21 protein-coding genes and 3 pseudogenes are annotated in these 25,460 nt (G+C 63.2%); 16 read left to right on the plus strand and 8 right to left on the minus strand.

Features of this window, described 5'->3' with window-relative positions; all coding sequences use genetic code 11:
• Positions 1-233: 233 nt before the first annotated feature.
• Positions 234-902: a 4Fe-4S single cluster domain-containing protein gene (locus AC629_RS13765; RefSeq protein ID WP_143199114.1), complete on the minus strand. Its 669-nt coding sequence runs from the start codon at positions 900-902 to the stop codon at positions 234-236.
• Positions 899-2,728, minus strand: a complete 1,830-nt coding sequence (locus AC629_RS13770) for an AAA family ATPase (protein WP_084805283.1) — start codon at positions 2,726-2,728, stop codon at positions 899-901. The genes AC629_RS13765 and AC629_RS13770 overlap by 4 nt, the downstream gene beginning before the upstream one ends.
• A gap of 434 nt (positions 2,729-3,162) precedes the next feature.
• Here AC629_RS13770 and AC629_RS13775 point away from each other — a divergent pair, with 434 nt between their 5' ends.
• The 14 genes and pseudogenes from AC629_RS13775 to AC629_RS46755 all read left to right on the plus strand — a co-directional run bounded on the left by AC629_RS13775 (position 3,163) and on the right by AC629_RS46755 (position 17,626).
• On the plus strand, positions 3,163-4,020 hold the full coding sequence (locus AC629_RS13775) for an RNA polymerase sigma factor sigma-70 region 4 domain-containing protein (RefSeq protein ID WP_084805284.1): 858 nt from the start codon (positions 3,163-3,165) through the stop codon (positions 4,018-4,020).
• The gene (locus AC629_RS13780) at positions 4,017-4,595 is read left to right on the plus strand and encodes a hypothetical protein (protein ID WP_084805285.1); all 579 of its coding nucleotides are present in this window, start codon (positions 4,017-4,019) and stop codon (positions 4,593-4,595) included. The genes AC629_RS13775 and AC629_RS13780 overlap by 4 nt, the downstream gene beginning before the upstream one ends.
• 1 nt (position 4,596) lies before the next feature.
• Complete coding sequence (locus tag AC629_RS50560) at positions 4,597-5,271, plus strand: ImmA/IrrE family metallo-endopeptidase (RefSeq protein ID WP_502693011.1); 675 nt, start codon at positions 4,597-4,599, stop codon at positions 5,269-5,271.
• Positions 5,271-7,058 (plus strand): annotated as a pseudogene (locus AC629_RS50565) (ATP-dependent helicase); the annotation flags it as partial. The gene AC629_RS50560 and the pseudogene AC629_RS50565, both read left to right, overlap by 1 nt.
• Positions 7,059-7,380: 322 nt before the next feature.
• A complete protein-coding gene (locus tag AC629_RS50570) occupies positions 7,381-7,995 on the plus strand; it encodes a PD-(D/E)XK nuclease family protein (RefSeq protein WP_502693012.1) in 615 nt (204 codons plus the stop codon).
• An 81-nt stretch (positions 7,996-8,076) separates the two neighbouring features.
• Positions 8,077-8,832, plus strand: a complete 756-nt coding sequence (locus tag AC629_RS13790; protein WP_084805286.1) for a multiubiquitin domain-containing protein — start codon at positions 8,077-8,079, stop codon at positions 8,830-8,832.
• Positions 8,807-9,988 carry a ThiF family adenylyltransferase gene (locus AC629_RS13795; RefSeq protein ID WP_084805287.1) on the plus strand — a complete coding sequence of 394 codons (1,182 nt, stop codon included), beginning with the start codon at positions 8,807-8,809 and terminating at the stop codon, positions 9,986-9,988. The genes AC629_RS13790 and AC629_RS13795 overlap by 26 nt, the downstream gene beginning before the upstream one ends.
• Positions 9,985-10,425, plus strand: coding sequence for a ubiquitination-like system serine protease family protein (locus tag AC629_RS13800; protein ID WP_084805288.1), 441 nt, complete (start codon positions 9,985-9,987; stop codon positions 10,423-10,425). The genes AC629_RS13795 and AC629_RS13800 overlap by 4 nt, the downstream gene beginning before the upstream one ends.
• An 81-nt stretch (positions 10,426-10,506) precedes the next feature.
• Positions 10,507-10,812, plus strand: coding sequence for a metallophosphoesterase family protein (locus tag AC629_RS47685; protein ID WP_210419037.1), 306 nt, complete (start codon positions 10,507-10,509; stop codon positions 10,810-10,812).
• Positions 10,740-11,759 (plus strand): metallophosphoesterase family protein, encoded by a 1,020-nt coding sequence (locus tag AC629_RS13805; RefSeq protein WP_210419038.1) that lies wholly within the window; start codon positions 10,740-10,742, stop codon positions 11,757-11,759. Before AC629_RS47685 ends, AC629_RS13805 begins: the two co-directional genes overlap by 73 nt.
• Positions 11,759-15,193 carry an ATP-binding protein gene (locus tag AC629_RS13810; protein WP_168195474.1) on the plus strand — a complete coding sequence of 1,145 codons (3,435 nt, stop codon included), beginning with the start codon at positions 11,759-11,761 and terminating at the stop codon, positions 15,191-15,193. The genes AC629_RS13805 and AC629_RS13810 overlap by 1 nt, the downstream gene beginning before the upstream one ends.
• A gap of 85 nt (positions 15,194-15,278) precedes the next feature.
• A complete protein-coding gene (locus AC629_RS13815; protein ID WP_143199115.1) occupies positions 15,279-16,187 on the plus strand; it encodes a DUF2971 domain-containing protein in 909 nt (302 codons plus the stop codon).
• A 330-nt stretch (positions 16,188-16,517) separates the two neighbouring features.
• Positions 16,518-17,180 (plus strand): hypothetical protein, encoded by a 663-nt coding sequence (locus AC629_RS13820; protein WP_084805291.1) that lies wholly within the window; start codon positions 16,518-16,520, stop codon positions 17,178-17,180.
• The gene (locus AC629_RS46755) at positions 17,153-17,626 is read left to right on the plus strand and encodes a hypothetical protein (protein ID WP_168195475.1); all 474 of its coding nucleotides are present in this window, start codon (positions 17,153-17,155) and stop codon (positions 17,624-17,626) included. Before AC629_RS13820 ends, AC629_RS46755 begins: the two co-directional genes overlap by 28 nt.
• Before the next feature lie 142 nt (positions 17,627-17,768).
• On the opposite strand, the pseudogene AC629_RS13835 reads toward AC629_RS46755, so the two are convergent.
• The 5 genes and pseudogenes from AC629_RS13835 to AC629_RS13855 form a co-directional block, all read right to left on the minus strand.
• Positions 17,769-18,667, minus strand: a pseudogene (locus AC629_RS13835) (transposase).
• A gap of 287 nt (positions 18,668-18,954) precedes the next feature.
• Positions 18,955-20,184 carry a hypothetical protein gene (locus AC629_RS13840; protein WP_143199116.1) on the minus strand — a complete coding sequence of 410 codons (1,230 nt, stop codon included), beginning with the start codon at positions 20,182-20,184 and terminating at the stop codon, positions 18,955-18,957.
• A gap of 266 nt (positions 20,185-20,450) precedes the next feature.
• Positions 20,451-21,089 (minus strand): hypothetical protein, encoded by a 639-nt coding sequence (locus tag AC629_RS13845; RefSeq protein ID WP_210419039.1) that lies wholly within the window; start codon positions 21,087-21,089, stop codon positions 20,451-20,453.
• Entirely contained in the window at positions 21,086-21,385 is a 300-nt protein-coding gene (locus AC629_RS13850) for a hypothetical protein (RefSeq protein ID WP_084805295.1), read from the minus strand. The genes AC629_RS13845 and AC629_RS13850 overlap by 4 nt, the downstream gene beginning before the upstream one ends.
• A 26-nt stretch (positions 21,386-21,411) precedes the next feature.
• Positions 21,412-22,644 (minus strand): ATP-binding protein, encoded by a 1,233-nt coding sequence (locus tag AC629_RS13855; RefSeq protein WP_084805296.1) that lies wholly within the window; start codon positions 22,642-22,644, stop codon positions 21,412-21,414.
• Here AC629_RS13855 and AC629_RS13860 point away from each other — a divergent pair.
• Both AC629_RS13860 and AC629_RS13865 read left to right on the plus strand, forming a co-directional pair.
• Positions 22,603-23,556, plus strand: a complete 954-nt coding sequence (locus AC629_RS13860) for a DUF7146 domain-containing protein (protein WP_084805297.1) — start codon at positions 22,603-22,605, stop codon at positions 23,554-23,556. The two genes, AC629_RS13855 and AC629_RS13860, sit on opposite strands and share 42 nt — an antisense overlap.
• Positions 23,553-24,974: a replicative DNA helicase gene (locus AC629_RS13865; protein ID WP_084805298.1), complete on the plus strand. Its 1,422-nt coding sequence runs from the start codon at positions 23,553-23,555 to the stop codon at positions 24,972-24,974. Before AC629_RS13860 ends, AC629_RS13865 begins: the two co-directional genes overlap by 4 nt.
• Before the next feature lie 50 nt (positions 24,975-25,024).
• Here AC629_RS13865 and AC629_RS48640 read toward each other — a convergent pair.
• Positions 25,025-25,196, minus strand: a pseudogene (locus AC629_RS48640) (transposase); the annotation flags it as partial.
• Between the last annotated feature and the right edge of the window lie 264 nt (positions 25,197-25,460).

Consider the following 25,460-nt stretch of genomic DNA (forward strand, 5'->3'; position numbering starts at 1 on the left):
GATCGGCTCACCACATACCCCACATATGATGTCTCCTGGGAAGACGGGATGGCCGTTTCGGCACGTCAGGGTCTGGGGTGTCGGCGCCGGCGCAGGTGTAGGGGACCTGGGCGCACCACGTTCCGTGATGTCGATGGTGGAGAGATCCCACCCACAATTGTGACCGTCAATGACGCCTTCACAGAAAAGCTCGGTGAGGGGACGCTCAGTGTCGCAGTTCGGGCAATGTCGGATCATTTCATATATGTCGTCAGCGGTGCGATGCGTTTATCTTCGGAGGTATCAAGGGTCGCCCCAATACTCTCAAGGTAATGTTGGAGCCGGCCGAAGTCGTCTCGCCTGGGAATCCCCGCAAACCAGACATCACCATTCTCGTCGAACATGATGTCGAGGGTCCGGTCTGTGGCCTTCAGCCTGCGATCGAAGCTTGCGAAGCGTGCCTTACCCAAGGGAGTGAGGAGGTGAAGCTCCTGATTGTCGCTGCCGCGGAGCGCAAGCGTCAGCGTCTCCTCCCTGGCAAAAGGGCCGCTCACGAGCGCGTCGATCAGCCCGGGCGAGCCGGCAACTTGGTCGGAAACCGCAGTCCACTCGTATCCCGTGAAGACGAGTATGTCCGTTTCCAAAAAGCCTCTAATTCTTGCGGTGAGCTCGAAGAGCGCCTCTGGCTGATCGAAGGGCTCGCCACCGGAAATGGTGATGCCGTCTGCGATCGCACTCCATGCGGAAATCGATTCGATCACTTCATCGACGGTGGTCGTCCCGCGTCCGTGCGCCCACGTGTCCATGGAGATGCATCCCGGACAACGTATGGAGCAGCCCTGAAACCAGATTCCGATCCGGCGGCCCGGACCGAGGGTGGTGACCGGAAAATGGATGCGCGAGAGATCAATGCTGGTGCTCACGTCGAGGGCTCGCTCTCGATGTGGAGGCTGGTTGACGAACCGGCACTGATCTCCGTAATCAGGAGACAGCCCGTCTGCGCACCGCCGTCGAACAAGGCGCGCGACAATGGATTTGTGAGATGCGTCTCCACCTGATTGCGTATCCCGCGACCGCCGTTGGATAGGTCTGCAAGACATAGACCGCGCAGCGTGTCGTTTGCGGACTTTGACAGGCTGACGTCATACCCGAGCGACCGGACGTCCGTCAGGAGGGCGTCCACCATCTGATCGAAGATCTCGTTCGCTACCTCTGACCGGATGAAATCGAAAACGATCACGTTTTCGCCGATTCGATTGAGGATCTCCGGGCGATTGAGAACCTGTTTGAAATGCTTCTCGATCTCGCTCCTGACCTTCTTCTTGACGCTCTCGAACGACTCTTCCGGGGTCACATTGGGAGTCCGCGCGCCCGAGGAATCCCTCACGTAGATCCCCAGGTTGGATGTGAAGACAATGAACGCCTCGGAGAAGTAGACGCGATCGCCTCGTCCCGAGGTGAGAACGCCGTCATCAAGGACCTGCAGGAACTTGTCGAGAATTCTCGGGTGGGCTTTTTCGATCTCGTCGAAGAGAACGACGCTGAACGGTTTTTCGCGGATCGCGTTGGTCAGTTCGCCTCCCACGTCATATCCGACATAGCCAGGCGGAGCTCCGATCAGTCGCTGATCGGAATGCTCGGCGCTGAACTCGGACATATCGAACCGGATATAGGCAGAGTCGTCTCCGAACAGCAGGCTCGTGATCGTCTTGGCAAGCTCGGTCTTGCCGACGCCCGTGGGACCGGCCAGGAACGCGACGCCCCTTGGCCGACCGCCCCTCGGGGATTGTCCGATACCGGTGACGGCGCGCTTAACAATGTCCAGCATGTGTGTGACGGCGTGGCTCTGGCCTTTGACTCTCCGTCTCACGAATTCTTCCGCCGAGCGGATCTTGTCGCGGCTTATCTTGCGCCAGGGATCTTCTGTGACGCCAATCTTGAAACGCCGGACCGCATCCGAGATCCGGTCGAGGGTGACGGCCTCGCTTCGCGCGAGTTGCGCTACGGCACTGACATCGAGCAGCAGCAGCCCCTCAGTTTCGTCCACGAAGCCCTGAATGCACTTGTCCAGTTCGGATTGGCTCGCATCCTGGGCACCAGGAAGGCTGCGCACCAGCGAGCGGATCATCGCGCGCCTCGCGATATGGTCGGGGCGCCCGATCGGGATGTGCCGGACTCTTGGGTTGCCGACGAGAAACCAGTCGGGCAGATCGCCTTCCTTGTCCACGATCCATACGATGGCGTTGTAGAAGGGCTGTCGTCGTTCGCCGGCGGGTCTGGCCCGCGCGCTGTGCGACAGGATCGATGCTCGCGAAAAGAGTTGATGTTCTGCTGGTGACAGGGCCTCGTTTCGGACGATCAATCGCGACGCGAAATCGACGATGAGTGCTGCAGGCGCTCCTTCCGACCCGACGTGACGCTCAATCGCTGCGGAAAGTAAATCGATACCGCCTGCCGCAGCCCCGTTTGGTGCAGTCAGGCCAAGCTGGGTGAGGTAGCTCTCGTCGGACGGCTCGACTGCTCGAAAACCGTTCAGAAGGTCAAAGCTTGCGATGCGGGCGTAGCCGGCGTCCCTGAGAGCGTCGGGCAGCACCTTTGAGAGGGGGGCAGCCGTGACCTGTCCGGGTGCCACTTCGAGAATGTGAAGATCCCGGGTGTTGCCTGAGAGGACGAACTGGCTGCGAAGCGGCAGGAAACGCGACAGGTCGCGCAGCCACCTGGCCTTCTCGGCCGACCCATCCTGCACCACGACTGCCCCCTCGTACTCGTTCCGGGCGACTATAGGCTAGGTTGCTCGCAACTTTCGAGTGTTTCCCAAGGCCGTTGCCTTGGAAATTGGGCCTAGAAAGGGGCTTCGGCTCCTCTGGAATGGCTGGAGCAGGGTGGAATTCATGGTGCGATCCGCTCCACTTGCCCTCGATCCGGCGATGGGATAGTGGCTCGCTCGAAATTTGTAGTTGTACTTCGGACGACCGGTTCCCTTTTGTCCGAAAGAAGCTACACTTTTCGGACGTGATCAGTGACTCGCCCCATCTAAAGATCGCCGTGCTCGAGCGCATCCATGCCGACGCGCCGCGCGATCTTGAGCGCCTTCGATATGACAGCACTACACGTGCTCGACAGCATCGCCTCGCTCGAGAGGCGTCTGAACGAAAAGGGCGATAGGGAAGGCGGGGCGGCGCGATGAACAAGTTGGAGGAAGCTGTCGACGCGGGGCAACCGACAGGCGCGCACCGCGCGGGCGAGGCGGTCGTAACCCCGCTGCGCAAACGACGCCTCAGCGGCGAACTGTACGAGCGCGACCCGAAGGTAGAAGCGCTCATCTCCGAATTGGCGGTCCTGCCGCGTCACGAATTGATTGCCAAGGCGGAGATCACGAAGCGTTCGGACCCGGGCTACGTCCCCAGCGAATGTCTCGTGTACTTCATTCGCGCGAGCCGTCGCGACAACAACGAGGTGTGGTTCGAGCGCCTCTATCGGATCTTGACCGAACGGGTGCTGCGCAGTTTGCCCAAGGCGGAAAGCCCTGATGGCAAGACGGAATCGCTGACGCGCGGGGTCGTGCGCGACAAGGTGTTCGGCCGGTTCGTGGAGCTCCTTTCGGCGGACCGCGCCGCCTATGCCGAAAAGGTCGACTATTTCGAGGTGCGCTTCGACGGCGCGCTGGCGAGCCTGCGGCGCGACGCGCAGGAAAAGGCCTGGCGCGACGAAAACCGTTCCAAGCCCCTCGAATATGACGAGGAGAGTGGTGAGCTGTCACCGGAGGTCGAGGCGGCGGCAGGGACCCACGATCCCTTCGCGGTGTCGGATTTCGACGATCCAGCTTACCGGTCGCGCCTGGATGCCGCGATTGAGGCTCTACCGACGGAACAAAGCAGGATCATTCACATGTTGAGAGAGGGCTTCCCCATTGACTCCAAGGAGCCGGACGTCATGACCATCGCCAAAGCCTTAGGCCGATCCGAAAAGACCGTCCGAACCTACCGCGACAAGGCCTTCGCCGCGCTCCGAGCTGCCATGGCCGACGGAGACAAGCGGTGAGCCCCGCCGGCGAACGTCCATCCCGCGAGGCCGTGCTCGACGCGTTCGTGGTCGAGAGCGAGCCTGGCCGGTCGACCTTGGAACGCTATCTGCGGCTTTACCCGGAATATGCCGGGGAGCTCATCGACCTCTCGCGCGAACTCAGCCGCGAGGCGTGCGAAGATGCCGCACCCCTCTCTGCTGCCGATCAGGCGCTGATCGATGCTGCCTGGTTGCAACACGCGAAGGCCGTGCCGACGGCGGCAGCCGACCCTTTCGCGGCGCTGACGGTCGATGACTGGCGCTCCGTCGCCCAGCGTCTAGACGTGCCCCGGCAGGTCGTGACCGCGCTGCGCGAACGGCGGGTCTCTCTCATGAGTATCCCGCGACGCTTCCTGGCGATGTTGGCTGAGGCGATGCGCAGCTCTGTCGCGCAGTTGGAGTCGTCCTGGGGCTCGGCCCAGTTGGCGGGGGCGCGCAGCTATAAGGCCGACAGCAAGCCGGTGGCCGGCGAGCAGGTCACCTTCGAGCAAGTGCTGATCGATGCCGGCGTCCCGGCCGAGAGGCGCGCGCGGCTGTTGGCAGAGGCGGACTGACATGGACAGTGTGGAGCTCGCCAGGCAAGTTGCTGCCGAACTTCACGCTCGCCTCGTCGCATCCGGCGCTGATCTCTGGTCGCCCTATGACTTTGCTGTCGCCGAGGCCAGACGGCGGGGGATTGACGTCGAGCCGACGGCGGCGGGGGCAGCTGTGCTCAACGGCGGCCGCGCGACCTTCGTCGCCGCCGACGATCTGATTCTCCACGAGAATATCGGATCTCGGTTTGAGCAAGCCTTCCTCGTGGCGCACGAGATCGGCCATGTCGAGCTGGGCGACGATCCTAGTGGCGAAGCGGCGCCGATCGATCCGGCCCGCGCGGCCGAATCCTCGCCGGTCGGAATGGATCGGGTTGTCGATTATGGACGGAGGCAACGCCGCGAGGTCCAGATGGATCTGTTCGCGCGTGAGCTGCTGCTTCCCCGCACCGTCGCGCGGGCGCTCCATGTCGACCAAGGGCTCGCCGCGTCCGTCATCGCCGCGAAGCTCGGCGCGCCGTTCGAGGTCGTCGCGCAGCAGTTGTTCGATGCTTTGCTGCTGCCGCCGGTACCTCCCGCCGCGACCGCGGCGCATGTCGAACGACCGCTCAATCCGCTGCAAGCCGCGGCCGCGGCGCATCGTGGCGAAGCTATCTGCTTGAGGCGGGGCCTGGCACCGGCAAAACACAGACGCTGATCGCGCGCGTCGAAGGCCTTCTGGAGGAGGACGTCGATCCGAGGCGTATCTTGCTGCTGACCTTCTCGAACAAGGCGGCGGGCGAGATGGCAGAACGGATCGCGCGCAAGCAGCCCGAGGCTGCCGCCGCGATGTGGATCGGCACGTTCCACGCCTTCGGCCTCGATATCATCCGTCGTTTCCATGCGGAGCTCGGCCTGCCGAAGGACCCGCGGATGATGGATCGGACCGAGGCGGTCGAGCTCCTCGAGGAGGAGTTCCCGCGGCTCAGGTTCGCACACTACCGCAATCTTTACGATCCGACCCAGATCATCGCCGACATGTTGGCCGCCGTCTCGCGGGCGAAGGATGAGGTGGTCGATGCCGAAACCTACGCCGCGCTCGCCGGCGCCATGCTGGCGAAAGTCCAGGATCCTGATGCGCGCGAGGCGGCAGAACGCGCCGGCGAGGTGGCCCGCGTCTACGCGGCCTATGAACAGCTCAAGCGCAACGCGCATTGCATCGACTTCGGCGACCTTGTCGCTTTGCCGGTGCAACTGCTCGAAAAGGACGCAGCCATCGGCGCGGCGCTGCAGGCGCAATATGATCATGTCCTGGTGGATGAGTATCAGGACGTGAACCGCAGCAGCGTGCGGTTGCTGAGCGCGCTGCGGCCCGATGGCCGCAATCTCTGGATGGTCGGCGACGCCAAGCAGTCGATCTACCGGTTTCGCGGTGCCTCGTCCTTCAACATGACCCGGTTCGGCAAGGAGGACTTCGCCGGCGGCAAGCGCGGTCGATTGAAGCGCAACTATCGTTCGGTGCCGGAGATTGTCGCCAGCTTCTCCAGCTTCGCGATTTCGATGCGCGCAGGCGATTCAGACAGTGGCCTTGAGGCGGACCGCGACGCCAACGGACATCGGCCCGAGTTGCGCACGGTCCAGCGCGCCGAGCAGCAGCAGGTCGCCCTCGCCGACGCGATCGAGGAGCTCCGACGTGACGGCTACGCCTATCGTGACCAGGCGGTCCTGTGCACCGCCAATGAAAAGCTGTCGACGATCGGGCAGGACCTTGAACGACTCGGCGTGCCGGTCCTCTTCCTGGGCAGTTTGTTCGAGCGGGGCGAGGTCAAGGATCTCCTGGCTCTCCTCTCGATCCTCGTCGACCGGCGTGCCATGGGCCTGGTGCGTATTGCCTGCTGGCCGGACTTCGCCACCTCGTTCGCGGATGTGGTCGCGGTCTTCGACCATCTGCGGGCGGCCGAGCATGCGCCGGCCAGCTGGCTGCGGCATGGTGAGGCGATCCCCGGTTTGAGCGACGCCGGTCGAGAGGCCCTTGCCAAGCTCGCGGCTGCGCTCGACGGATTCGATCAGACGGCCTCGCCCTGGACCGTGCTCGCTGCGCTGCTGCTTGATCGCACACGCATCGCCGCACGTCTTGGGACGTCGCCGGACCTCGCCGATCGCACGCAGGGCATCGCGATCTGGCAGTTCCTCAACTTTGTGCGGGTGCAGCCGGCCGGGCGAGGGCTGCCCATCACGCGCCTGCTCGATCGCGTGCGCAGGCTTGTCCGCCTCGGCGACGATCGCGACCTGCGCCAGTTGCCGGCCGCCGCGCAACATCTCGACGCGGTTCGTCTGATGACCATCCACGGCGCCAAGGGCCTGGAGTTCGGCGGCGTCCATATCCCGGGGCTCAACAGCGACACGATGCCGCGCACGCCGCCGACGCCGCCCTGTCCGGCACCCGATGGCATGATCGCCGGCGCCGAAGGCAGCGCGATCGAGACATTCCGCGCTGGCCAGGCCGAGGAGCAGGAGTGCCTCTTCTACGTGGCGCAGTCGCGCGCCCGCGATCGCCTGATCCTTTATGCGCCGACGGAGAAGAGCAACGGCCACAACCGGCCGCTTTCGCCATTCCTCGACCGTCTCGGGGCCACCTTGACACGCCGTTCGCTCGTGCCCGCGCGGCCGCTTCCCGTCGCTGCTGAAGCGCGGAGGGTCGACTTGGTCGTCGACGGGCGGCTTAGCTTCGGCGCCCCCCAGATCGCTCTTTATGAATCCTGCCCGCGTCGCTTCTTTTACACCCATGTCCTGCAGGTTGGGGGGGCGGCGGACCGCGACCGCCTTCATGCACTTGCACGAGGCGGTTCGTTCGGTGGTCGAGGCGGTGATCACGTCAGATGGACCCGTGTCCGAGCAGGCGCTGCAAGATCGCACCGATGCGGCGCTCGCCGGAGAGGGGCTCGCCGACCATGGCTACCGCGCCGAGTTCCGAGATCTGGCACTGGTGATGCTGCGCTTCTTCCTGGCGAACCGCGCCGATGCGGTCGCCGAGGCCCCGGTCGCACTGAGCCTCAATTTCGGCGGGGAAGAGATCATCGTTCGGCCGGACGAGGTGCTGATGCGGCCGGACGGCATCCGGTCCGTCCGCCGCATTCGCACGGGCCATATGCGGTCGGCCGAGAGCAGGGATGTCGGCGCGGCGGCACTGATGCTGGCGGTCAGGCAGGCCTTTCCCGGCGCCGTCGCCGAGCTCGTTCATCTCTCCGACGGCGATGCTCACGAACTTTCCTTGTCGGACCGCGAGTTGAAGGGGCGCAAGGACAAGCTTGCAAAATTCCTTGCCGACATCCGGGGCGGACGGTTTCCGGCCGAGGTCTCGTCGCGCACCTGCCCGAACTGCCCGGCCTTCTTCATCTGCGGGCAGACCCCCGACGGCCCCTTGCAAAAAAAGTTCGCCTGACCTTACCGGTCGGCCTCCCTCGCTCCGATTGGACCCTTAGAGCCGCGGCACTGCCTCGGCCGAACCTAAGGACCCAATCTTATGAACAACGAAGAACTTCTTGATTACGACGATCTCGGCGACGCCCTGCGCGAAGGCCGGGCGTTGCGTCCGGCGCGGGGGTATCGCTTTCTCCTCGCGCAGGGCGACCTCAACTTCCAATCCCGCCTGGTGAGCGATCCTGTGCCGCTCGGCCGCCAGTTGCTCGAGACCGCGGCACTCGACCCGCGGGACGGCTACAGCCTCGTCGCGATCCTGCCCTCGGGCGATTTCGAGGACGTGAGGCTCAACGAGCCGTTCGACCTGCGTGAGCGCGGCGCCGAGCGGTTCATCGCCTTCCAGACCGACCGCGACTTCAAGCTGACCCTTAACGACCACGAGCTCCTCTGGGGCAAGCCGGTCATCAACGGCACGATCCTCTACGGCCTCGCCAAGCCGGCTGACGGCGAGGGGGTTTTCCTCGAAGTCCCCGGCGGCGAAGATCGCCTGATCGAGCCTGGCGATCTGATCGATCTGACCGAGCCCGGCATCGAGCGCTTCATCACTGCGCCGAAGCGGCCGCTGACGTTCGAGATCATCGTCAATTCGCGGCCGCGCACAGTGAACGCCCGCACGGTCACGTTCGAGCAGATCGTCCAGCTCGCCTTCCCGGGCCAGCACGAACCCAACGTCGTCTTCTCCATGACCTATCGGCACGCGGCGTCGACGCCGCACGCGGGTGAGCTCGGGGCTGGCGGCTCTGTCGACGTCAAGAAGAAGGGCACGGTGTTCAATGTCACCCGCACTGTTCAGTCGTAATCCGGACCTCAAGCGGCTGCGGGACGAAGGCTACTTCGTCCAGCAGCAGGGCGGGTATCTCGTCATGCGCGAGGTGCCCTATGTCGATGCGCGCCGGGAGGTGCGCATCGGCACGCTCATCTCCAGCCTCTTGCTGGCCGGTGATCGGACTCGCCCGCCCAACGCCCCGGGCGCCCATGTAGTCCATTGGAATGGCGACTTCCCGTGCCGCGCCGATGGGACGCCCATCCAGGGCATCTCGCACGCGGCCGGCGCCTTCGACCTCGGCCACGGCTTGAAGGCGACGCACAGCTTCTCCAGCAAGCCGGACGGGGGTTACACCGACTACCACCACAAGATGACGAGCTACGCGAACATCATCGCGGGTCCGGCCGCAGTGCTGAAGTCCGGCGCGACGCCTCGCACCTTCCGCGAGCCGGAAGAGGAGGAAGACAGCGTCTTCAACTATGTCGAGACCGCCTCCGACCGTGTCGGCATCGGCGTCCTGACCGAGCGACTCGTCAACGAGCGGGTCGCCATCATCGGCGTCGGCGGCACCGGCAGCTACATCCTGGATTTCGTCGCCAAGACGCCGGTCCGCGAAATCCGGCTCTTCGACAGCGACGAGTTCCTGACCCATAACGCGTTTCGCGCCCCAGGCGCCCCGAGCCTGGAGGAACTGCGAGAAGCGCCGAAGAAGGTCGAATACCTCAAGCGCATCTACAGCCGGATGCACCGGAACATTGTGACGCACGATGTGGCGCTCGGTGCCGACAACATCCACCTGCTTGACGCGGTCACCTTTGCGTTCCTGTCTCTCGACGCCGGTGATGCGAAGCGACTCATCGTGGAGAAGCTCGAGGCGATCGGCGCCGCGTTCGTCGATGTCGGCATGGGGCTTGAGCTCGACGAGGGCTCGCTCGGCGGCATCCTGCGGGTCACCGCCAGCACTCCTGAGAAGCGTGATCACGCACCGCAGCGCATTTCCTTCGTCGGCGGCGGCGCCAAGGACATCTACGCGTCCAACATCCAGGTCGCGGACCTCAACGCCCTGAATGCTGTCCTTGCGGTCGTGAAGTGGAAGAAGATTCGCGGCTTTTACCGCGATCTCGAGCGCGAGCATCACTGCACCTACACCACCGACGGCAACATCGTGATCAACGGGGATCTCGCGTGATACGGCACAAGCGACTTGCGCATCGTTTCGTCGAACACATTCCCGAGCGCCTTGAGGCAGGCGTTCTCTATATCTCGATGGAATATGCGACATCGGCACACAGCTGCTGCTGCGGTTGCGGCGAGGAGGTTGTCGCGCCCTTCACGCCGACGGACTGGAAGATGACGTTCGACGGTGAGACCATTTCGCTTCGTCCGTCGATCGGCAATTGGACGCTGACGTGCCGGTCACATTATGTGATCGACTGCGGCAAGGTGATCGAGGCCGGCCCCTGGAGCGATGAGCAAGTCGAAGCCGAGCGTCGCCGTGATCGCACCGCCAAAGCTCGTTTCTACGGGCAGTCGCCAAAGTCCGAACCTCCTGTTCAATTCACTCCGCCCCAGGCCACACCAGGCTTCTGGCGTCGTGTCTGGCACTTGGTGTCTGGCAGATCGTAACGACAAGCCCGGTGGCCGCATACCGCCGGGTGTTCGAGCTTCAGAGTTGCTGTCTGCAACCAATACGAGATAACTGGAACCATGACCCGCTTCCGATTCCTGCATGCAGCCGACATCCATCTCGACAGCCCGCTGACCGGGCTCTCACGTTACGAGGGCCTGCCTGCCGAGGAGGTACGGGGAGCGACCCGCGCCGCCTTCGACAGTCTGATCCATCTCGCATGCCAAGAGGCTGTCGATTTCGTCGTGATCGCCGGCGACCTCTTCGACGGCGATTGGCGCGACATGGGCACCGGCCTCTACTTCGCCCGGCGATGGGGAAGCTCGAGAAGGCCGGGATCCCGGTCTATGTTCTCCAGGGCAACCACGACGCCGCGTCGGTATTGACGAAGAGCCTGCCGTGGCCGGCCAACGTGCATCGCTTCGGCACGCGAGGACCCCAGACCTTCCGAATCGAGAAGCTCGGCGTCGCGCTTCACGGCTGGAGCTTCGCCCAACAATCCGCACCTGAGAACCTCGCGCAACACTATCCCGATGCCGTGCCGCACGCCTTCAACATTGGGGTGCTCCACACGTCCCTATCCGGGCATCCGAGACATGATCCCTATGCGCCCTGTGAACTCGCCGACCTGCGTGCGCGCGGCTATGACTATTGGGCCCTCGGCCACGTCCACGATTTTCAGAAGGCGTGCGAAGATCCACCGGTCATCTTCCCTGGTAACCTCCAGGGCCGCAACATCCGCGAGGCCGGAGCCAAGGGCGCGGTGATGGTTGAGGTGCATGACCGGGCCGTCACCCGAGTAGAGCGTGTTGAACTGGATGTGCTGCGTTGGGCTCGCGTCAGTGTCGATTGCGGTGGTTGCGAAACAGTCGAGGCTGTTCATGAGCGCGTCCGCGAAGCACTGGCGAAGGCACGTACCGAAGCCGCTTCGGATCATGGTCTGATTGCGCGCGTCGTGATGCAAGGCGAGACCGCGCTAGCCGACCTGCTCGCTGACCGCAGCGCCAGTCTGCGCGACGAGGCCCGCGCGATTGCCGCGGCCACCTCGTCCGAGCTGTGGCTTGAAAAGATCTCGGTCCACACCCGCCGCCCGCAGTTCAATCTGCCGGGTGCACTTTCCGGAGACATCGTGGCAATGCTCGCGGGGGCGGAGCAGGACGCTGGTCTGGCCAGCGCGCTCGCAGCCGAGCTCAGCACCTTCCTGATCGCGAGCGCCGGGGCATCCCCACCCGAAGCGGATGAACTCCGATATGCCGCCGGAACCGGTGAATGGGCGCAGGTGGCTGCTGCCGCGGCCGCGAGCCTGCGCGCACGACTTGGGACACTCGGCTAATGCGCTTCCATCAGCTTTCGCTCGAGCGCTTTGGCCGTTTTGAGGGGTGCGAGCTCGAATTCAGGAACGGGGCACCCGACCTCCACATCGTCTACGGCGCCAACGAGGCGGGCAAGACGACCTGCATGGCGGCGGTCTCGGAGCTGCTGTTCGGATTCGAGCCGCGCTCCCGGTACAATTTCCTTTTTGAGTATCCGCTGCTCCGGATTGGGGCAGTGTTGGAGGAAGACGGGCGCACTCTTGTGATCCGGCGGCGCAAGGCGAATATGGGCTCGCTAGTGGACGCGGGAGACAAGCAGGTCGATGACGGCCCGCTTGTCGCGATGCTGCACGGCCAGACCCGCGAAAGCTTCCGGCTTGCGTTCAGCCTTGACCACTTGCGGCTGAGAGAGGGTGGGCACGCCATCGTCCAGGCCAAGAATGATGTCGGGCAGGCCCTGTTCGCCGCCGGCTCCGGCATGACCGGCGTCACGACCGTGCTCAAGAAGATCGAGGAGGAGGCCGATGCGATCTGGGGTCCGCGCAGGGCACAGAACCGCTCGTTCACGCAGGCCGAACGCGCCTATAACGAAAATCGCGCGCTGGCTCGCGACAGGCAGGTCAGGCCGAAGGCCTGGACGGACGCACAGGGCGCACTCGCCGAAGCCGAGGCGGAACGCGCTCGCGCGGAGCGAGAAAGAGATGCCCTGCTTGCGGAGCAGCGTCAGCTCGAGCGGCTTCGCCGCATCGGTCCGGCCATGCAGCGCAGGGCGGAGCTTCTCAAGCTGCTCGCGGCTGATCAAGGCGTTGTCGTGCTCGCCCCCGCACGGGAAGAGCGCATTCTTGGGGCTTTGGATGCCGCAGCCAGGGCCGAACGCGAGCGGAGCACCGCGGCGATGCTTCTTGGTGAGATCGACGAGCACATCGTCGCGACCGCGGCCGATCCGGCCGTCCTTGCTGCCAGCGAAGATGTCGAAGGACTGGTGGAGCGCCGCGGAGCGATGGCGAAGGCGCAGCTCGACGCCGATCGCCTCTTGATCGAGCGTCGTCTCAAGGAGGCCCGCATCGCGGAACTGCGGCGTGACTTGGGCATGACGGAGCAAGAACTGCCGTCCAGGCCCGCGGTCGCCAGACTGCGCGCGCTTGTGCGAGCATACGGCGAGGCTTCCGCCACGCTTCATTCGATCGCCGAGGCGCAGGAAGAGACGCGCGCCAGAATTGCGCCACTTGAACGCCGCCTCGCTGATGCCAAACCGGCCGAAGGGCTGACCGAACTTGCCGCCGCCGTCGATGCCGCGCACCGCCTCGGCGATGAGCTGGACGCCCGTTGTCATGCGGCCTTTTCGGACGTCGACAAGGGCCGCACGGCCGTGAAACTCGCGCTTTCGCGCCTACAGCCCTGGACTGGTGATGCTGAATCGCTGGCGCGCCTTCCCGGAGTGACGGGAGAGGAGATAGCCGCGGTAGACGCAGAACTCGCCCGGCTCCGTGACCGCGAACGGTCAGAAGCGGAAGAAGCGCGGCGCCTCGCTGACGAGAGTGCCCGTCTGGCGCTCGACCGTGCGGCGCTCGCAGGCAGCGGACACGCGGTATCGGAAGCAGAGCTGGCCGATGCACGCCGAGTCCGCGACGAACAATGGCGCGACCTGCGGGACGCCCTGTGCGGTCTTGCGTCCCCCGTCGATCCGGCAGGTGCAGGGAACGCTTACGAGCAGGCCGTAGAGAGGACCGACGAGCTCGCGGACCGTCGTTTCGCGTTCGCCGAGGACTCGGGACGGCTTGGGCTCCTCGATCAGCAGGCCGCGGGGCTCGATCTCTCACGCAACCAGGCAGAGGCACGGCGGGCCTCGACTAAGTCTGAGGTCGAGTTGGCCCTCTCCCGGTGGACCTCCCGTCTGGAGGTCGCTGGCTTTCCGCCACTCGAGCCAGCGCGACTGCGGGCTTGGCTGATCGACCGGACCGCCGCGCTGGAAGCGAATGCTCTGCTGACACGGCTTGACGAGCAGGCGATCTCTGTGACGCGGCGCCGACAGGAAGCGCGTGCAGCGCTCCTCGCGCTTATGCCCGACGTCCTCGCGGAAGGCGATCAGCTGCTTCCTGCGCTTCGCGAGGCGGAGCGCAGGCGCGCCGCTCGCGAAGAGCAGGAAGCGGAATATCGTGCCGATCAGGCCGAATATCGACAACTCAACGAGACCTTGGAAAGTCAGGATAGGCAGGCAAAACATCGCGCCGATGACAGAGCTCGCGCTGCGCAGGAGTGGCAGGAACTGCAGGTGCAGCTCGGGCTTGCGCTGGTCATCGACGAGGGAGATGCTCACCTCTCCCTGGTTGACGAGCTGCGCACCACGATCGACGAGGTCAAGACCCTCAGCGCTCGGCTGCGCGGGATCGAGCTCGATCGGGCCAGGTTTGAGGCGGATCTATCGGCGCTCTGGAGTAGACTAGCCGGGCAGGGCGAGGCCAGCCTCGACCGGCTCCGGGATCGGCTGACAACCGCCCGAGTGAACGCGACTGCTCTGGCCCAGCTCGAGAGCGAGCGGAAGCGGCGTGCCGACGAGATCGAAGCTGCTTTCGCCGCTCACGCCGCGGCGATGGAGAGCATTGCGCCGCTCGTTGAGGAGACCGGAATCGCAACCGAGGAACTCGATGCGGCGGTGCAGGCCTCTCGTCGGTCCCGGGGATACCGTGAAGCGCTCACGATGGCGGAGAACGAGGTGGTGCGTGGCGGCGAAGGTTTCCCGCTCGTGGCATTAGAAGAACAGTGGCGCGCGGCGGACCCGGACGCTGTGGCCTTGCGCGCCGACGCGCTCGTGGCGCTCATTGCTGAAGCGAACAGGCAGGTGACGGCCACGGCTGATGCCGTTGGGGAAGCCAGACGCACGTTCGCTGCGCTGGACGTCCCCGGTGCCGATGCCGCCAACGCCGCGTCTCAGGCCGAGGAAGCTCGCGCAGAAATGGCCGCGCAGGCCGAGGCCTACATGCTCAGACGCGCCCAAGCCATTGCATTAAGATGGGCAATCGAGCGTTACCGCCAGGAACGACAGGATCCGCTCCTCGCCCGAGCCGCGGAGTTGTTCCGTCGGCTGACGCTCGGCCGATATGCCGAGCTAAGGATCGACTACGATGGTACGTCGCCGCGCCTGCTCGGCGTCCGCGACGGTGGCCGGCAAGCGATCGATGTAGAGGCGATGAGCGACGGCACCGCCGACCAGCTATTCCTGGCCTTAAGATTAGCCGCTGCCGAGCAGTCCGTGGCAGCGGGCGTACGGCTGCCGTTCCTCGCCGACGACCTCTTCATTAACTTCGATGACGACCGGGCCCGCGCCGGGTTCGAGGTGCTGGCCGAAATCGCCGCCACGACACAGATCCTGTTCTTCACCCATCATCGGCACCTCGCTGACATTGCGAGAGAGGTGGTCGGAGCCGAGCTGCACTCAGAGTGTGCCCTTGCATGATCGGCCGTAGCAGTTCTGTTGGGGGAGTGGTCTCGCCGTGAGGCCAATATCGCATGACATCGGTCGGTATTAAGGTATTTGCGCGGTGACACATCACGACAGCAATTTCGATCCCGTGAAAGAGCTGGCAGTCCTTTCTGCGACGCGAACAGGTGCGTTTTCAGAGCCGAATACGTCGCTGTTCCGGTACGTCGGCATGCGGGATGCTCGTGCTTGGGAGTTCCTCGAATACACCGTCCTTCAGCACAAGATACCGCTGACAACATCTGTCAGCTTTAACGATCCGTTCGATAGTAACCCCGTCGTGGTCAGCGATATTAGTTTTGAAGAGATCGGAAAAGCGCTGGACGGGCTACCATTCAACAGTCCGATTTTATCAATGAGCGGGAAGGTCGTGGACGAAGCAGGTCAACCAATTTCGAATGCGGATCTAGAGAAGCGCGTGGTTGACCTTCTCAGCGAGTCGTTTGTCCGAATGAACTCGCCAAGAGTCGCCTCGTTTTGCAGACGTATATCATCTCAGCTTCTTTGGGCTCACTACGCGAACAGCTATCGGGGACTTGCCTATCATTTTGTAACTTCCGGATCGCCCGAGAGTTCGCTGACCACTCTCGTTCGGCCCGTCAAATACGAGCGACAGCGTCCGATTATCCTCGTCAGCGAAATCTTGGATATACTGCATCAGGTCGGAAAAGAGACCCCAGGCACCCTATATCAACTTCGAGCCTCTTTCGAGAGAAAGGCCTATCTCACCAAATCAATCGAGTGGGCATATGAAGAGGAGGAGCGGCTCCTGCTTAAGGATAGTGAGGCGCGCTTCGAACCCCATGAGCTGGCAGCAATCATAGTGGGACCGCACTTTTCAGACGATCATTTTGCTAGGCTAAAGGCAATCATAGCAAAGAGATCAAGAAGGCTACGCATTTATAGGGCGAGGTTGGCCGACTCGGATTACGCAATAGAGATCGATTGGGCAAATCCCTTCTCAGCGTGAATCGCAAGGTTCGTAGGACTTGGCCTACTTGCTGCATACAAACGAAACGACGACCGGCATGCTGGTGGCTGCCGCAAGGCACTTTGGCCAGGGGGCGAGATGATTAAGGCGGTTAAGTTTCCGGGGCTCTGAATGGCAAAGACAGCTCAATCATCGCCCGGAAAGGGCGCGTACGGCGTTTGCAAGCTGACGAAACAATCAGGCAAATTTGTCCAAGCTCACCTCATCCCCAAAGCTCTAACAAGACCGGAGGTCCGTGGTGCTCCCTTCGTGGAGACATCATCCCGGGGACGACGTCCGAAGCGGGCTTGGAGCAGCTGGTATGACAACATGCTCGTCACGGCAGAGGGTGAAGCGATCCTTGCCGAGTTCGACAATTGGCCCATACCCGAGCTACGACGGCAAAAGCTAGTTTGGAGCGGATGGGGACCGTTTCGCGTGCTACCTCCCAGCGTGGACCATAGCGAAATCGGTGACACGGGGTGGGGCCTTCGGAGACTGAAAGATATCGACTTCAAGAAATTGCGATTATTCTTTTTGAGCCTGTTGTGGCGAGCTGCCGCCTCAGAGCATCCTGGATTCGCAGAGATAAGTCTTTCGGCAGAAGAGCTAGACGAGCTTGGATCGAAGCTCGTCGACAGGGATCCCGGTCCTCCGAACTATTTCTCGATTCACTTGAATCAGCTTTCGACTATGGGCGAGGCTCACAATCTTACTCCGATTGCACAAACGAAGCGGATTCCGCCGATCGAAGACGTGGAAGAGCATTTCGTGCCGTTCTTCCGGATCTACTTGGATGGCTTGATCGCCCATGTGCATCCGAACAATGAGGCTTCCTACGATGGGAGCAAGCTCGGTCCACTGGTTCTCGGACAGGAGGAGTTCGCGACCGTTGCGACTATAAAATACGAGGCCTCGTTTCAGCGGGAAAACTTGCAGATTCTGCAGAGCGAAGCCTGGCGGGCTTGGCCAGAATTGATGACGAAGCTGTAGCTTCAGAGCTACGAAAGGCTGAACTGTTAATCAAGGCGCTGCAAAACAAGGCCGCCTGTTTCCAGATCGACAAGGACACCCAGAACGAAGCCCTGCCCTGGACGGTCGATGTCTTCTTCAATGACTTCAAGGGGGAGCCTGACCTGCTGTTCTCGGTCTCCACTGTCGCAACCGAGATTGGCGAATTCTTCCAGGACAAGTGGCCGTGGCTCGATTTCAGCTACACCGACCAGCACGAGATTCTGCCCGGCAGGGTGGGCGTGCTTCGTTCGCGACTGCATGTCTGGATCAATGATCTCGGCAAGGCATATATCGAGGTCGAGAAATGTTACGAGAGCGGCGCTGCCGAGTTTCTTGTCGATGATCCACGGCGGTCGATGTTGCGCTCCATGTCGAGCGCCCAATCTTCACCGTCCTTGCGACGGCGGAAGGTCTCTGACACATAGCGGTTCTTGCGACGGACCTGGACGCGCCAGTTCCCGGAGGGCAACTGAGTGAAGCTGGCCATGGCCGTGTGCACTCCCCAATTCGTGTGCGCTACGTGTGCACCGAGAGGTCAAAACGGGTACAAACGTGTGCAGTCGTCCGTTAAGAAGTCGGATTGAGCTGGGCCGAACTTGCGAGCGATCGCCATGGCAGTCTCCAGGAACAGGCACAAGAGTTCTCTGAGCCAGGCGAGGATGCGGCGGAAGTTGTGGCCGACGGCTGAGAGGACGACGTTGGCGGCATCACCTGCGCGGCCTTTGAGGTAGCAGCGGCCGAGGTGGCCTTCGGCCTTCATGTGGCCGATGATGGGCTCGATGGCGGAGCGGCGGCGCAGCTCGCGCTTGATGACACCGAAGACGCCGCGCTTCTGGCCGGAGATGAAGACCCGACGCGGATTTTGCGCGTCATGGCCGCGGTATCCCTTGTCGACATAGGCCCGCTCGATCGGACAGTCGGTGAGTGTCTCGGTGCGATCGATGACGTCCCGCAGGGTGTGGCCATCGTACGGATTGTCGGGCATCGCGCTGGAGTGCAGCACGAACAGGCCGCCAGGAGCCCGGCGATTGTTGGTGACGATGGTCATGGCTGCGCAATGCGCCGGCCTCGTGCGCCACCCGCAGGCTCTCGGCCAGCAGCAGTTCCAGCTTGTCGCCGAGCCGCTTGCGCCAATGGCTCAGGTCAGAACGCTCGTGCGGGAAAGCGTGCTGGAAGAACTCTTCACCGGTGAAGAACTGGAAATATGGGTCGTGGACCCAGCGCTCGCACACCCCCTCATCGGACAGCCCATAAATGTGCTTGAGCAGCAGCAGCCCGATCATGAAGCGGGTCTCGATCCCCGGCCGGCCGTTCTCGCTGTAAAGCGGAGCGATCTCGCCGTCGATCCAGTCCCAATCGATCTTGCCGGCCAGCAGAACCAGCTCGTGCTTCATGTTGATGATCTGGTCCAGTCGCGCTCGGAACAGGTCATTCGATCCCGTCGTCTTGTGCTTCTTCGGCCGCATCGTCCCCCTCCGATGCGCAACCGAATCATGGGCCGCCGCAAAAGGGAATCCACAAACGAATTTGCAGGGTTTGGCGGCCTCGACCTCCCAAACCCTGCAATCTCAAACCCTCTCAAATCCGAAAAACAGACTCCCCCTCAATCGCTTAGAGCCTTGTTCACGGGCGACTATCTAATTCTCGGCTATCTGTTTGATTTTCCTATCCCGGTCTCGCAAACACCCTAGTTTTTGATCCGGCCTTTTCCGGCCACTTCCTGCGCATTTGCAAGACTGCAGGAGGGCTGCGTCTAGTCCTTTTCGCTCACCAGCCGCAGTCGTTTCTGGCCATCGGCGGCGACCTTCATCTGATCCTTGAAGCGCATGTAGTGTTCGACGTTCTGCCGGGTCATGCCGATATCGTTGCCGATCTGGTCGACCGTGTAACCGAGCTCGGCGCGCGCCAGGATGCCGGTGCCGCGGAGCCCGTGAATGGTCGGATGGACAGCGTCCTCCGGATCGATGTCCCAGAAGTATTTCTTGACATGGCCGGCGACCCATTCCTTCCAGCGCTTGCAGAGTTGCTTGCCTTCCGGCGTGTCTTCGAGCCAGCGATTGAAGCGTGCCCGTAGCCCGTCCGGGGTATATTGAGCTCCCTTCGGCGAATAGAGATACAGGTCGTCGCGGTGATGCGCGATCGGCTTCTTCCAGCGAGAGTTGGTAAAGGTCACAGGCGTCTCAGCCCAGCGGTCCAATTCGAGTGCGTCGGCGGTCGCGAGCGGGATCAGGAACGCGCGCCGGCGTTTCTTGGTCTTCTTCGGTCGGCACCAGAGGCCGTGGCCGTCGCGGTGCTCCGGTCCCATCTGGATCATGTCGCTGCCGCGCTGGCAGGTCATGACGCCGAGGCGGCTCATGCGAACGAGGTCTGGCGAGGCGTGCAGGCGAACGTACTCGATCACCCATGCCGGCCACGGCACATGACCGCGGTCGAGGATCTCGAGGTTCTTGATCTTCTCGAAGGGATTGAGTTTGGCGAAGTTCAACGGAATCGCCCAGTCCCATATGGTACTGCCGACCGACAGCATCTGGTTTGCCATCACCGGCGTCTCTTTCATGGCGTCGCGCAGCGTTTGTACGGCGATCGGTTCGAGGCCTCGCACGGCGAGCAGCCCCCATCCTTCTCGGTCTTCGAAGCGGCGCATATGCACTTCGTAATTCGTCTGCGTGCCTTCGGAGAGGCGCCTGAATTCGTCGCTGCCACGGTAGCGCGTGATTAGGTCACCGATCGAGTTCGCGGGGTACGCTGTCGGCGGCGCCTTCTGACGTCTATCGACCTCGCGCCAGAATGCTGCCGGTTCGGTGACCGCGTTGGGCAGCTTAATGCGCTCGCTCTCGCGTTTGGTGCCGCGACCTGGATTCCAGTAATAGTAGGTGTAGGTCTTTCCGTTCTTGGTACGGATAGACTTCTCGACGCCTTCAGGCAGCTTCACGCCGTCGTCCCTTCTTCTTCCCAAGGTGCGCCGCTCCCCTGATGTAGGCATCGGGATTATCCGCCTCAGCCTCTGCCTTTCGGCCGGAGAGTCTACGGTCGACGTCCTCCCAACGCCAGCGGGGTGTTCCGGTCGGAAAGGTGTCGCAGGGCGGCGGTAGGCGGCCGTCCTTCACCCATTGATCCCAAGTATCTGGCGATATTTGCAATTCTGCCGCCCCAGTCTCCCGACCGACATAGGCCGGAGTCCGGTCACCAAGGAGAAGATTGGCGGTCTTACGCGCAGTCATAGGCACACCTGTCGAGAACAAGCAGAGATCAGGGCTCAAGGGATACGCCTCCGATCGGGACGGCCGCATCGACCCTTTCGGCCTGGCGGCAGTCATCACCGGATTTTTGCGCCTGGCTCAGCCAATCGAAATCGCGATCGATCCAGCGGATGAGCTCGACCTTGGCATGGCCGACGATGCGGTCCTTGGGGGAGGGCTCGTAGTCCGCCACGTAGTGCTGGATGTACTCCGGCGCCATGATCGCGAATTGCACCGCATATCGGTTGACCTGCCGGATCATCAGCGTCCTGGCGGCGAGGTCGCGCTTCAACGACGGGCAAAACTTCATCGAGTCGAGCGCGCATTCCCGGTGCAGCAGCGGCTCGACCTGGAGGATGCCCGTGGTGCTGCCGGGCGCAGCGTTGGTCCTGCCGCGGGCATGTGAAAGCGACACCTTGGTCCGGTTCTTCAGCGGCTTGCCGCAGAGGTCACAGAGCCCGCGCGCGATCACCTCGCGCTGGCGATCGGAGTGCGGCTTCCCGAATTGCGGTTTGCCGATCCCCGGAGCGTGCTGCATGCGCAGCGCCAGCCCGCGGGCGTGCGGACAGACGCCGACGAACTGCCGCTCTTCGCCAGTCCAGGACACGGTGTAGGGCACCGCGGCGTTGCCGAAACATGCGATCTTCATGCTGCGAACAGCCACTCCGCCGCGCGGACGTGGTCTTTCTCGGGGTAGCGGATGAGGTCTTTGGTGCGCAGCGCGCTGCGGGGGTTGGTGTAGCTGGTCGAGCTCGCTGAATACTGCGCACCATCCGCGGCGACCGAGTTCGGCACCGCGCGCGGATAGTGGCGAGCAATGGATGCCAGGATGCGTGCTTCCGGCCCGGGGAGATTGCCGAGAACGAAGTCGAGCAGCGAGCCATTCAGCTTGATCTCGACCGCCTTCGCGAGGCCGGCGGCGGTGATGGAGAGGCGGTCAGCCACGGGATAGTCGATCAGCCCGGCGGTCTTCAGCGCGCTGCGCGGGTTGGTGTAGGACGTTGAGGATGGGCTATAGCCGGCCAGCCAGGCGATCTGCGCGTTCGAGGGCTGGTCGTGGCCGAGCCGCCGCCATGTCGCCAGCGAATTGATGATGCGCTGCTGCGGCCCGGCAGGGTACCATCGCCGCTCGCCGCCGGCGTTGGCGCGCGACCGCTTGAGGCGGGCGCGGGTTTCGGGGTTGGGGCCGTGACTGGTGGCACGACAGGCGAGCCCGATTGGTTGAACTCAAGGATCTCGGCGGCGACATTCCCGTCGAAGGAAGCGGTGAAGTTTCGGACAGTCGAGCGGAGCTGCTCCTTCAGCGCCTCGTATCCGACCTTGGCCTGGCTAGCTGCCTCCCAGAAGCCGCGCTCGTAACCGCGTCGGTCGGCCGCGGCGATCGCGGCAGCATCCGGTTGGGTTTGAACGACGGAGCTGCGCGCCGGCTTGGCTAACTCCGCGGTCAGCCGCGCGATCTCCGCCCGCAGCCGCACCGGATCCTCGCTCTCGACCTGCTTGACGGCGTCGCCGATGATGGCGCGGAGCCGCTCGCGATCGACGGCCGCGGTCTTGACCTGCTGGTCGGCCATGTCGCCAGTCGGCGTCGCGGAATTGTCGTAGGTCGAGATCTTCGGAAACTGCCGGAGCTCGGCCACCTGGGCCTCGCCGGAGCAGATCCAGCCGGAGCCAGTCTTCAGCGACGCCAGCGACGTCGAGACGCTCTCGAAGGTGGCCTTGTCGACGTTCGCCTTAAGCCACTTCTTGACCGGCTCTTGGTCCGCCGGCGCCGTCAGCCGGTGCGCGATGATGGTGTCGCAGCTGCCGAGCACGGCGTTGTGCAGGGCCTGCGTACGCTGGGTCAGCACCATCATCCGGATGCCTTTGGATCGGCCCGCGGTGGCCAGCTTCTTGGCGTTGTGGATGGCGAGGTTCTCGGCGCCGATGCCGGCGCGCTCCTTCGGCGCGAATTCGTGGGCCTCCTCGATCACGAGATAGACGACGCCGCGCATGGAGCGCATCAACGCCGGCACGAAGGCGTTGAAAAACTCCTGCAGTCCGCCGTGCTTGAAGTCGGCCATGTCGATGATGGACAGCGGCAGCGCTCCGGTGCCGACGAGCGCGCCGATCGCTTTGCCGGCGGACTCGTGCAGCGAGACATGTCCACGAGGACCGCCGAGGATGTGAAAGGCGACCTCGGCTCGTTCCAGGTCTATCTCAGCCAATCAGGGAAATACGTCCGAGGCGCATGGGTTCGCAGTTCGGAATCTATCGGAGGCGATGAACTCAACCTCTTCGCCTATGGTCTCACCGGCAATCACCGTGCCACCAGAGAGGTCTTCGACCGAGCCCGCGAATTCGTCGGGCTGGACAACTCCCGCCCGGAGACGCCGGAACAGGCGCGCCGCCGCGAAGAATTGGCAGCCGATCGCGCCGCGAAGCGCGAGGCGGATGAGCGGCGGGCTCAGGAGCACGAGGCCGAGCGCCAGCAAAACGCAGCCCTGCTGTGGAGCGAGAGCGCGCCGATCGCTGGGACGCATGCCGAGGCCTACCTGATCGCCCGCGGCATCCCGGTGCCCCCGGGCGGATGGGATGCCTGCCTCGGTTTCCATCCGCGCGTGATCTACGACCTCGACACCTCACTCGCATTCCCGACGTTGGTCTGCCGGGTCGATGACGCCTTCGAGGAGATCACCGCGGTTTGGAAGATCCACCTCGATCCGAGGAAGCCGAGCAAGGCGGCCGTCGCCAATGCCAAGATCGGCGCCGGCGTCGCCGCGGGCGGGGCGGCCGCGCATATCGGTATGGCCGAGGGAGTCGAGACCGCGCTCGCGGCGCGCGCGCTGGTCAAATACCGCTATCCGGTGTGGGCCGGGCTCAGCACCAGCGGTGTCGGCGGGTTCGAGGTGCCGCTCGGTGTCGAGCACATCACCAGTTTCCCCGACGGCGACCGGCCGTGGCGCAAGCAGAACAACGACCTGGTGCTGGCCGAGCCGCCAGGGCGGGCCGCCGTGCGCAGGCTGCGTGAACGCATGGTGGCGATCGGGATCCGCCACGACAGCCAACCGGAGCCCCGCATCCGAACCGATTATCTCGACATCTGGAACGCGCGGAAGCGCTTGGAGGAGCGCGCTTGACGAACCAAGAAACGACACCGCGCGCGCTGCGCAATATCCGCGCCGAAGAGGCCATTATCGGCAAGATCATCGGGTCGGCGGAGGCCTACTGGCAGGTGTCCGACTATGTGTCGGCCGAGCATTTCGTCGTTCCGCACCACCGCGCCATCTTCGCCGCGGTCGCGGAATGCTGCGAGACCGCCGGCGGCCCGGCGCTGAGCCTGCTGGAGTCGAAACTGCCCCAGGAGTTCGAGGGCGTCGGCGCGGTCGAAGCGGTGCTCCAGATCCTGATCGAGAAGGCCTCCGACGTCAGCAGCGCGCTCGACTTCGTCGACGACGTCGTCATGGCTTGGCGCGAGCGGATGGGCATCGAGCTCGGCCGGCGCGCGTCGGATCAGAGCAAGGGATATGAGGACCGGCGTACGTCAGTCGAGGAGCTGTTCCGAAAGATTGACGACCAGGATCGGGCAAAGCATCCCGTGAAGGTCGGCGAAGCCGCGCGCAATGCGATAGCGAGCGCTTCGGAAGCCTATCAGCACCAAGGCAAGAAGACGGTTGGTGTCCTGACGAAGATCCCCCAGATTGACCAAGTGATCGGTCCTCAGGTCGGCGGGACGGCTATCATCCTGGCGGCACCGTCCGGGCATGGCAAATCCGCGCTGATGTCGCAGATCATGCGCGCTAACGCCGGGCCGTCGCTCGACCCGTCCAGCGTCTATCCCTCTCTTCTGCTCAGCCTCGAGATGTCGACAAAGCAGGTTGGGTACCGGGATCTCGCCGCGATGACCGGAGTCTCCGTCAGGAAACAGATCACCGGTGAGATGAGCCAAAAGGAGTTCCAGGATCTCATGACGGCACGCGATCGGCTCGACGCTATGCCGATCTATGTCCAGGACCGCAGCCGGCTCACGACTTCACAGATCGAGAAGGGATGCCGCATCGCTGTCCGCCGCTACGGCGTCAAGCAAATCGGCATCGATCACCTCAAGCTGATCCAGCCGGAGAAGGAGCATTGGAACATCGTCCGCACGATTGAGCATGCGACCGCGGCGTTTAAGGCATTGGCGAAGGAGCTTGACGTCGTGATTTGGCAGTTGGCGCAGATCACGCGCGACGGCCAGAAGGCGGCGAGCTGGCACTATCGGTCCGGCGATATCTACGGCGGCGGTCTTGTGATCGAGAACGCCGACGTCGTGCTCGGCCTCGTCATCCCCAAAGTCTGGTTGCGCGAAAACAAGCCGGAGGAGCCGAGTGATCAGAAGCCGCAGTTGCGGGAGCCGTTCGATGCTTGGCGCAGGAACATGGAAATCTGGACCGACAAGGCCGAGTTCGCAGCCTTCAAGGCTCGGAGCGGTGTTGGCGAGACGTGGAAACAGATTGCGTTCGATGGTCCCAGCATGACCTTCGGTGACGCCGAGCGCGAAGAGATCCCATTTTAGCGGTTGGCCGCCGATGCACCAGCCCGCCTTCAGCGGACGAGCCGGTTTTAGCAAGTGGTGTATGGGTCAAACGCCGCCGGCAGATCACGCCAGGATGCTTCTGATCGGAGGACTCAGAAGATGGCATTGAGGACACGTCGGTCGTTCACCCGAGCAACGCGCGGCTTGTTCGGCAGCATCGGCCTTATGGCGTCCATCATAACCGGTGAGTTCGTAGCGCACGATTCGAGCCCCCAGCTTGGAACTTTGGATCACGGGAGTCCGGCCAAACGCAACGCTTTTGGCTAGGTCGCGGTTCGGCGCTTACGGGCAGAAGCGGACATCAACCTGCCGACAATCCCTGATGAATCCGTCGAAAATGACCCTGGCTGTGTAGAAACACGAAAGATCGAAACGCGGCGAGAATTACATTCTTCATTTCGTGCTTTAAGTTGAGCGCGCTTGCGAGTTCGGGCGGTAAGAGGGAAGTGGACGAATAACTTATTC

The sequence above is a fragment of the Bradyrhizobium sp. NAS80.1 genome (assembly GCF_001908205.1).
Taxonomy (GTDB): domain Bacteria; phylum Pseudomonadota; class Alphaproteobacteria; order Rhizobiales; family Xanthobacteraceae; genus Bradyrhizobium.

Coding starts and splice junctions, on each gene's coding strand:
- AC629_RS13775 (WP_084805284.1), top strand. CDS start 3,163: ATGAACAAGTTGGAGGAAGCTGTCGACGCGGGGCAACCGACAGGCGCG.
- AC629_RS50560 (WP_502693011.1), top strand. CDS start 4,597: ATGGACAGTGTGGAGCTCGCCAGGCAAGTTGCTGCCGAACTTCACGCT.
- AC629_RS50570 (WP_502693012.1), top strand. CDS start 7,381: ATGCACTTGCACGAGGCGGTTCGTTCGGTGGTCGAGGCGGTGATCACG.
- AC629_RS13790 (WP_084805286.1), top strand. CDS start 8,077: ATGAACAACGAAGAACTTCTTGATTACGACGATCTCGGCGACGCCCTG.
- AC629_RS13795 (WP_084805287.1), top strand. CDS start 8,807: ATGTCACCCGCACTGTTCAGTCGTAATCCGGACCTCAAGCGGCTGCGG.
- AC629_RS47685 (WP_210419037.1), top strand. CDS start 10,507: ATGACCCGCTTCCGATTCCTGCATGCAGCCGACATCCATCTCGACAGC.
- AC629_RS13805 (WP_210419038.1), top strand. CDS start 10,740: ATGGGGAAGCTCGAGAAGGCCGGGATCCCGGTCTATGTTCTCCAGGGC.
- AC629_RS13810 (WP_168195474.1), top strand. CDS start 11,759: ATGCGCTTCCATCAGCTTTCGCTCGAGCGCTTTGGCCGTTTTGAGGGG.
- AC629_RS13820 (WP_084805291.1), top strand. CDS start 16,518: ATGCTCGTCACGGCAGAGGGTGAAGCGATCCTTGCCGAGTTCGACAAT.
- AC629_RS13840 (WP_143199116.1), bottom strand. CDS start 20,184: ATGCCTACATCAGGGGAGCGGCGCACCTTGGGAAGAAGAAGGGACGAC.
- AC629_RS13845 (WP_210419039.1), bottom strand. CDS start 21,089: ATGAAGATCGCATGTTTCGGCAACGCCGCGGTGCCCTACACCGTGTCC.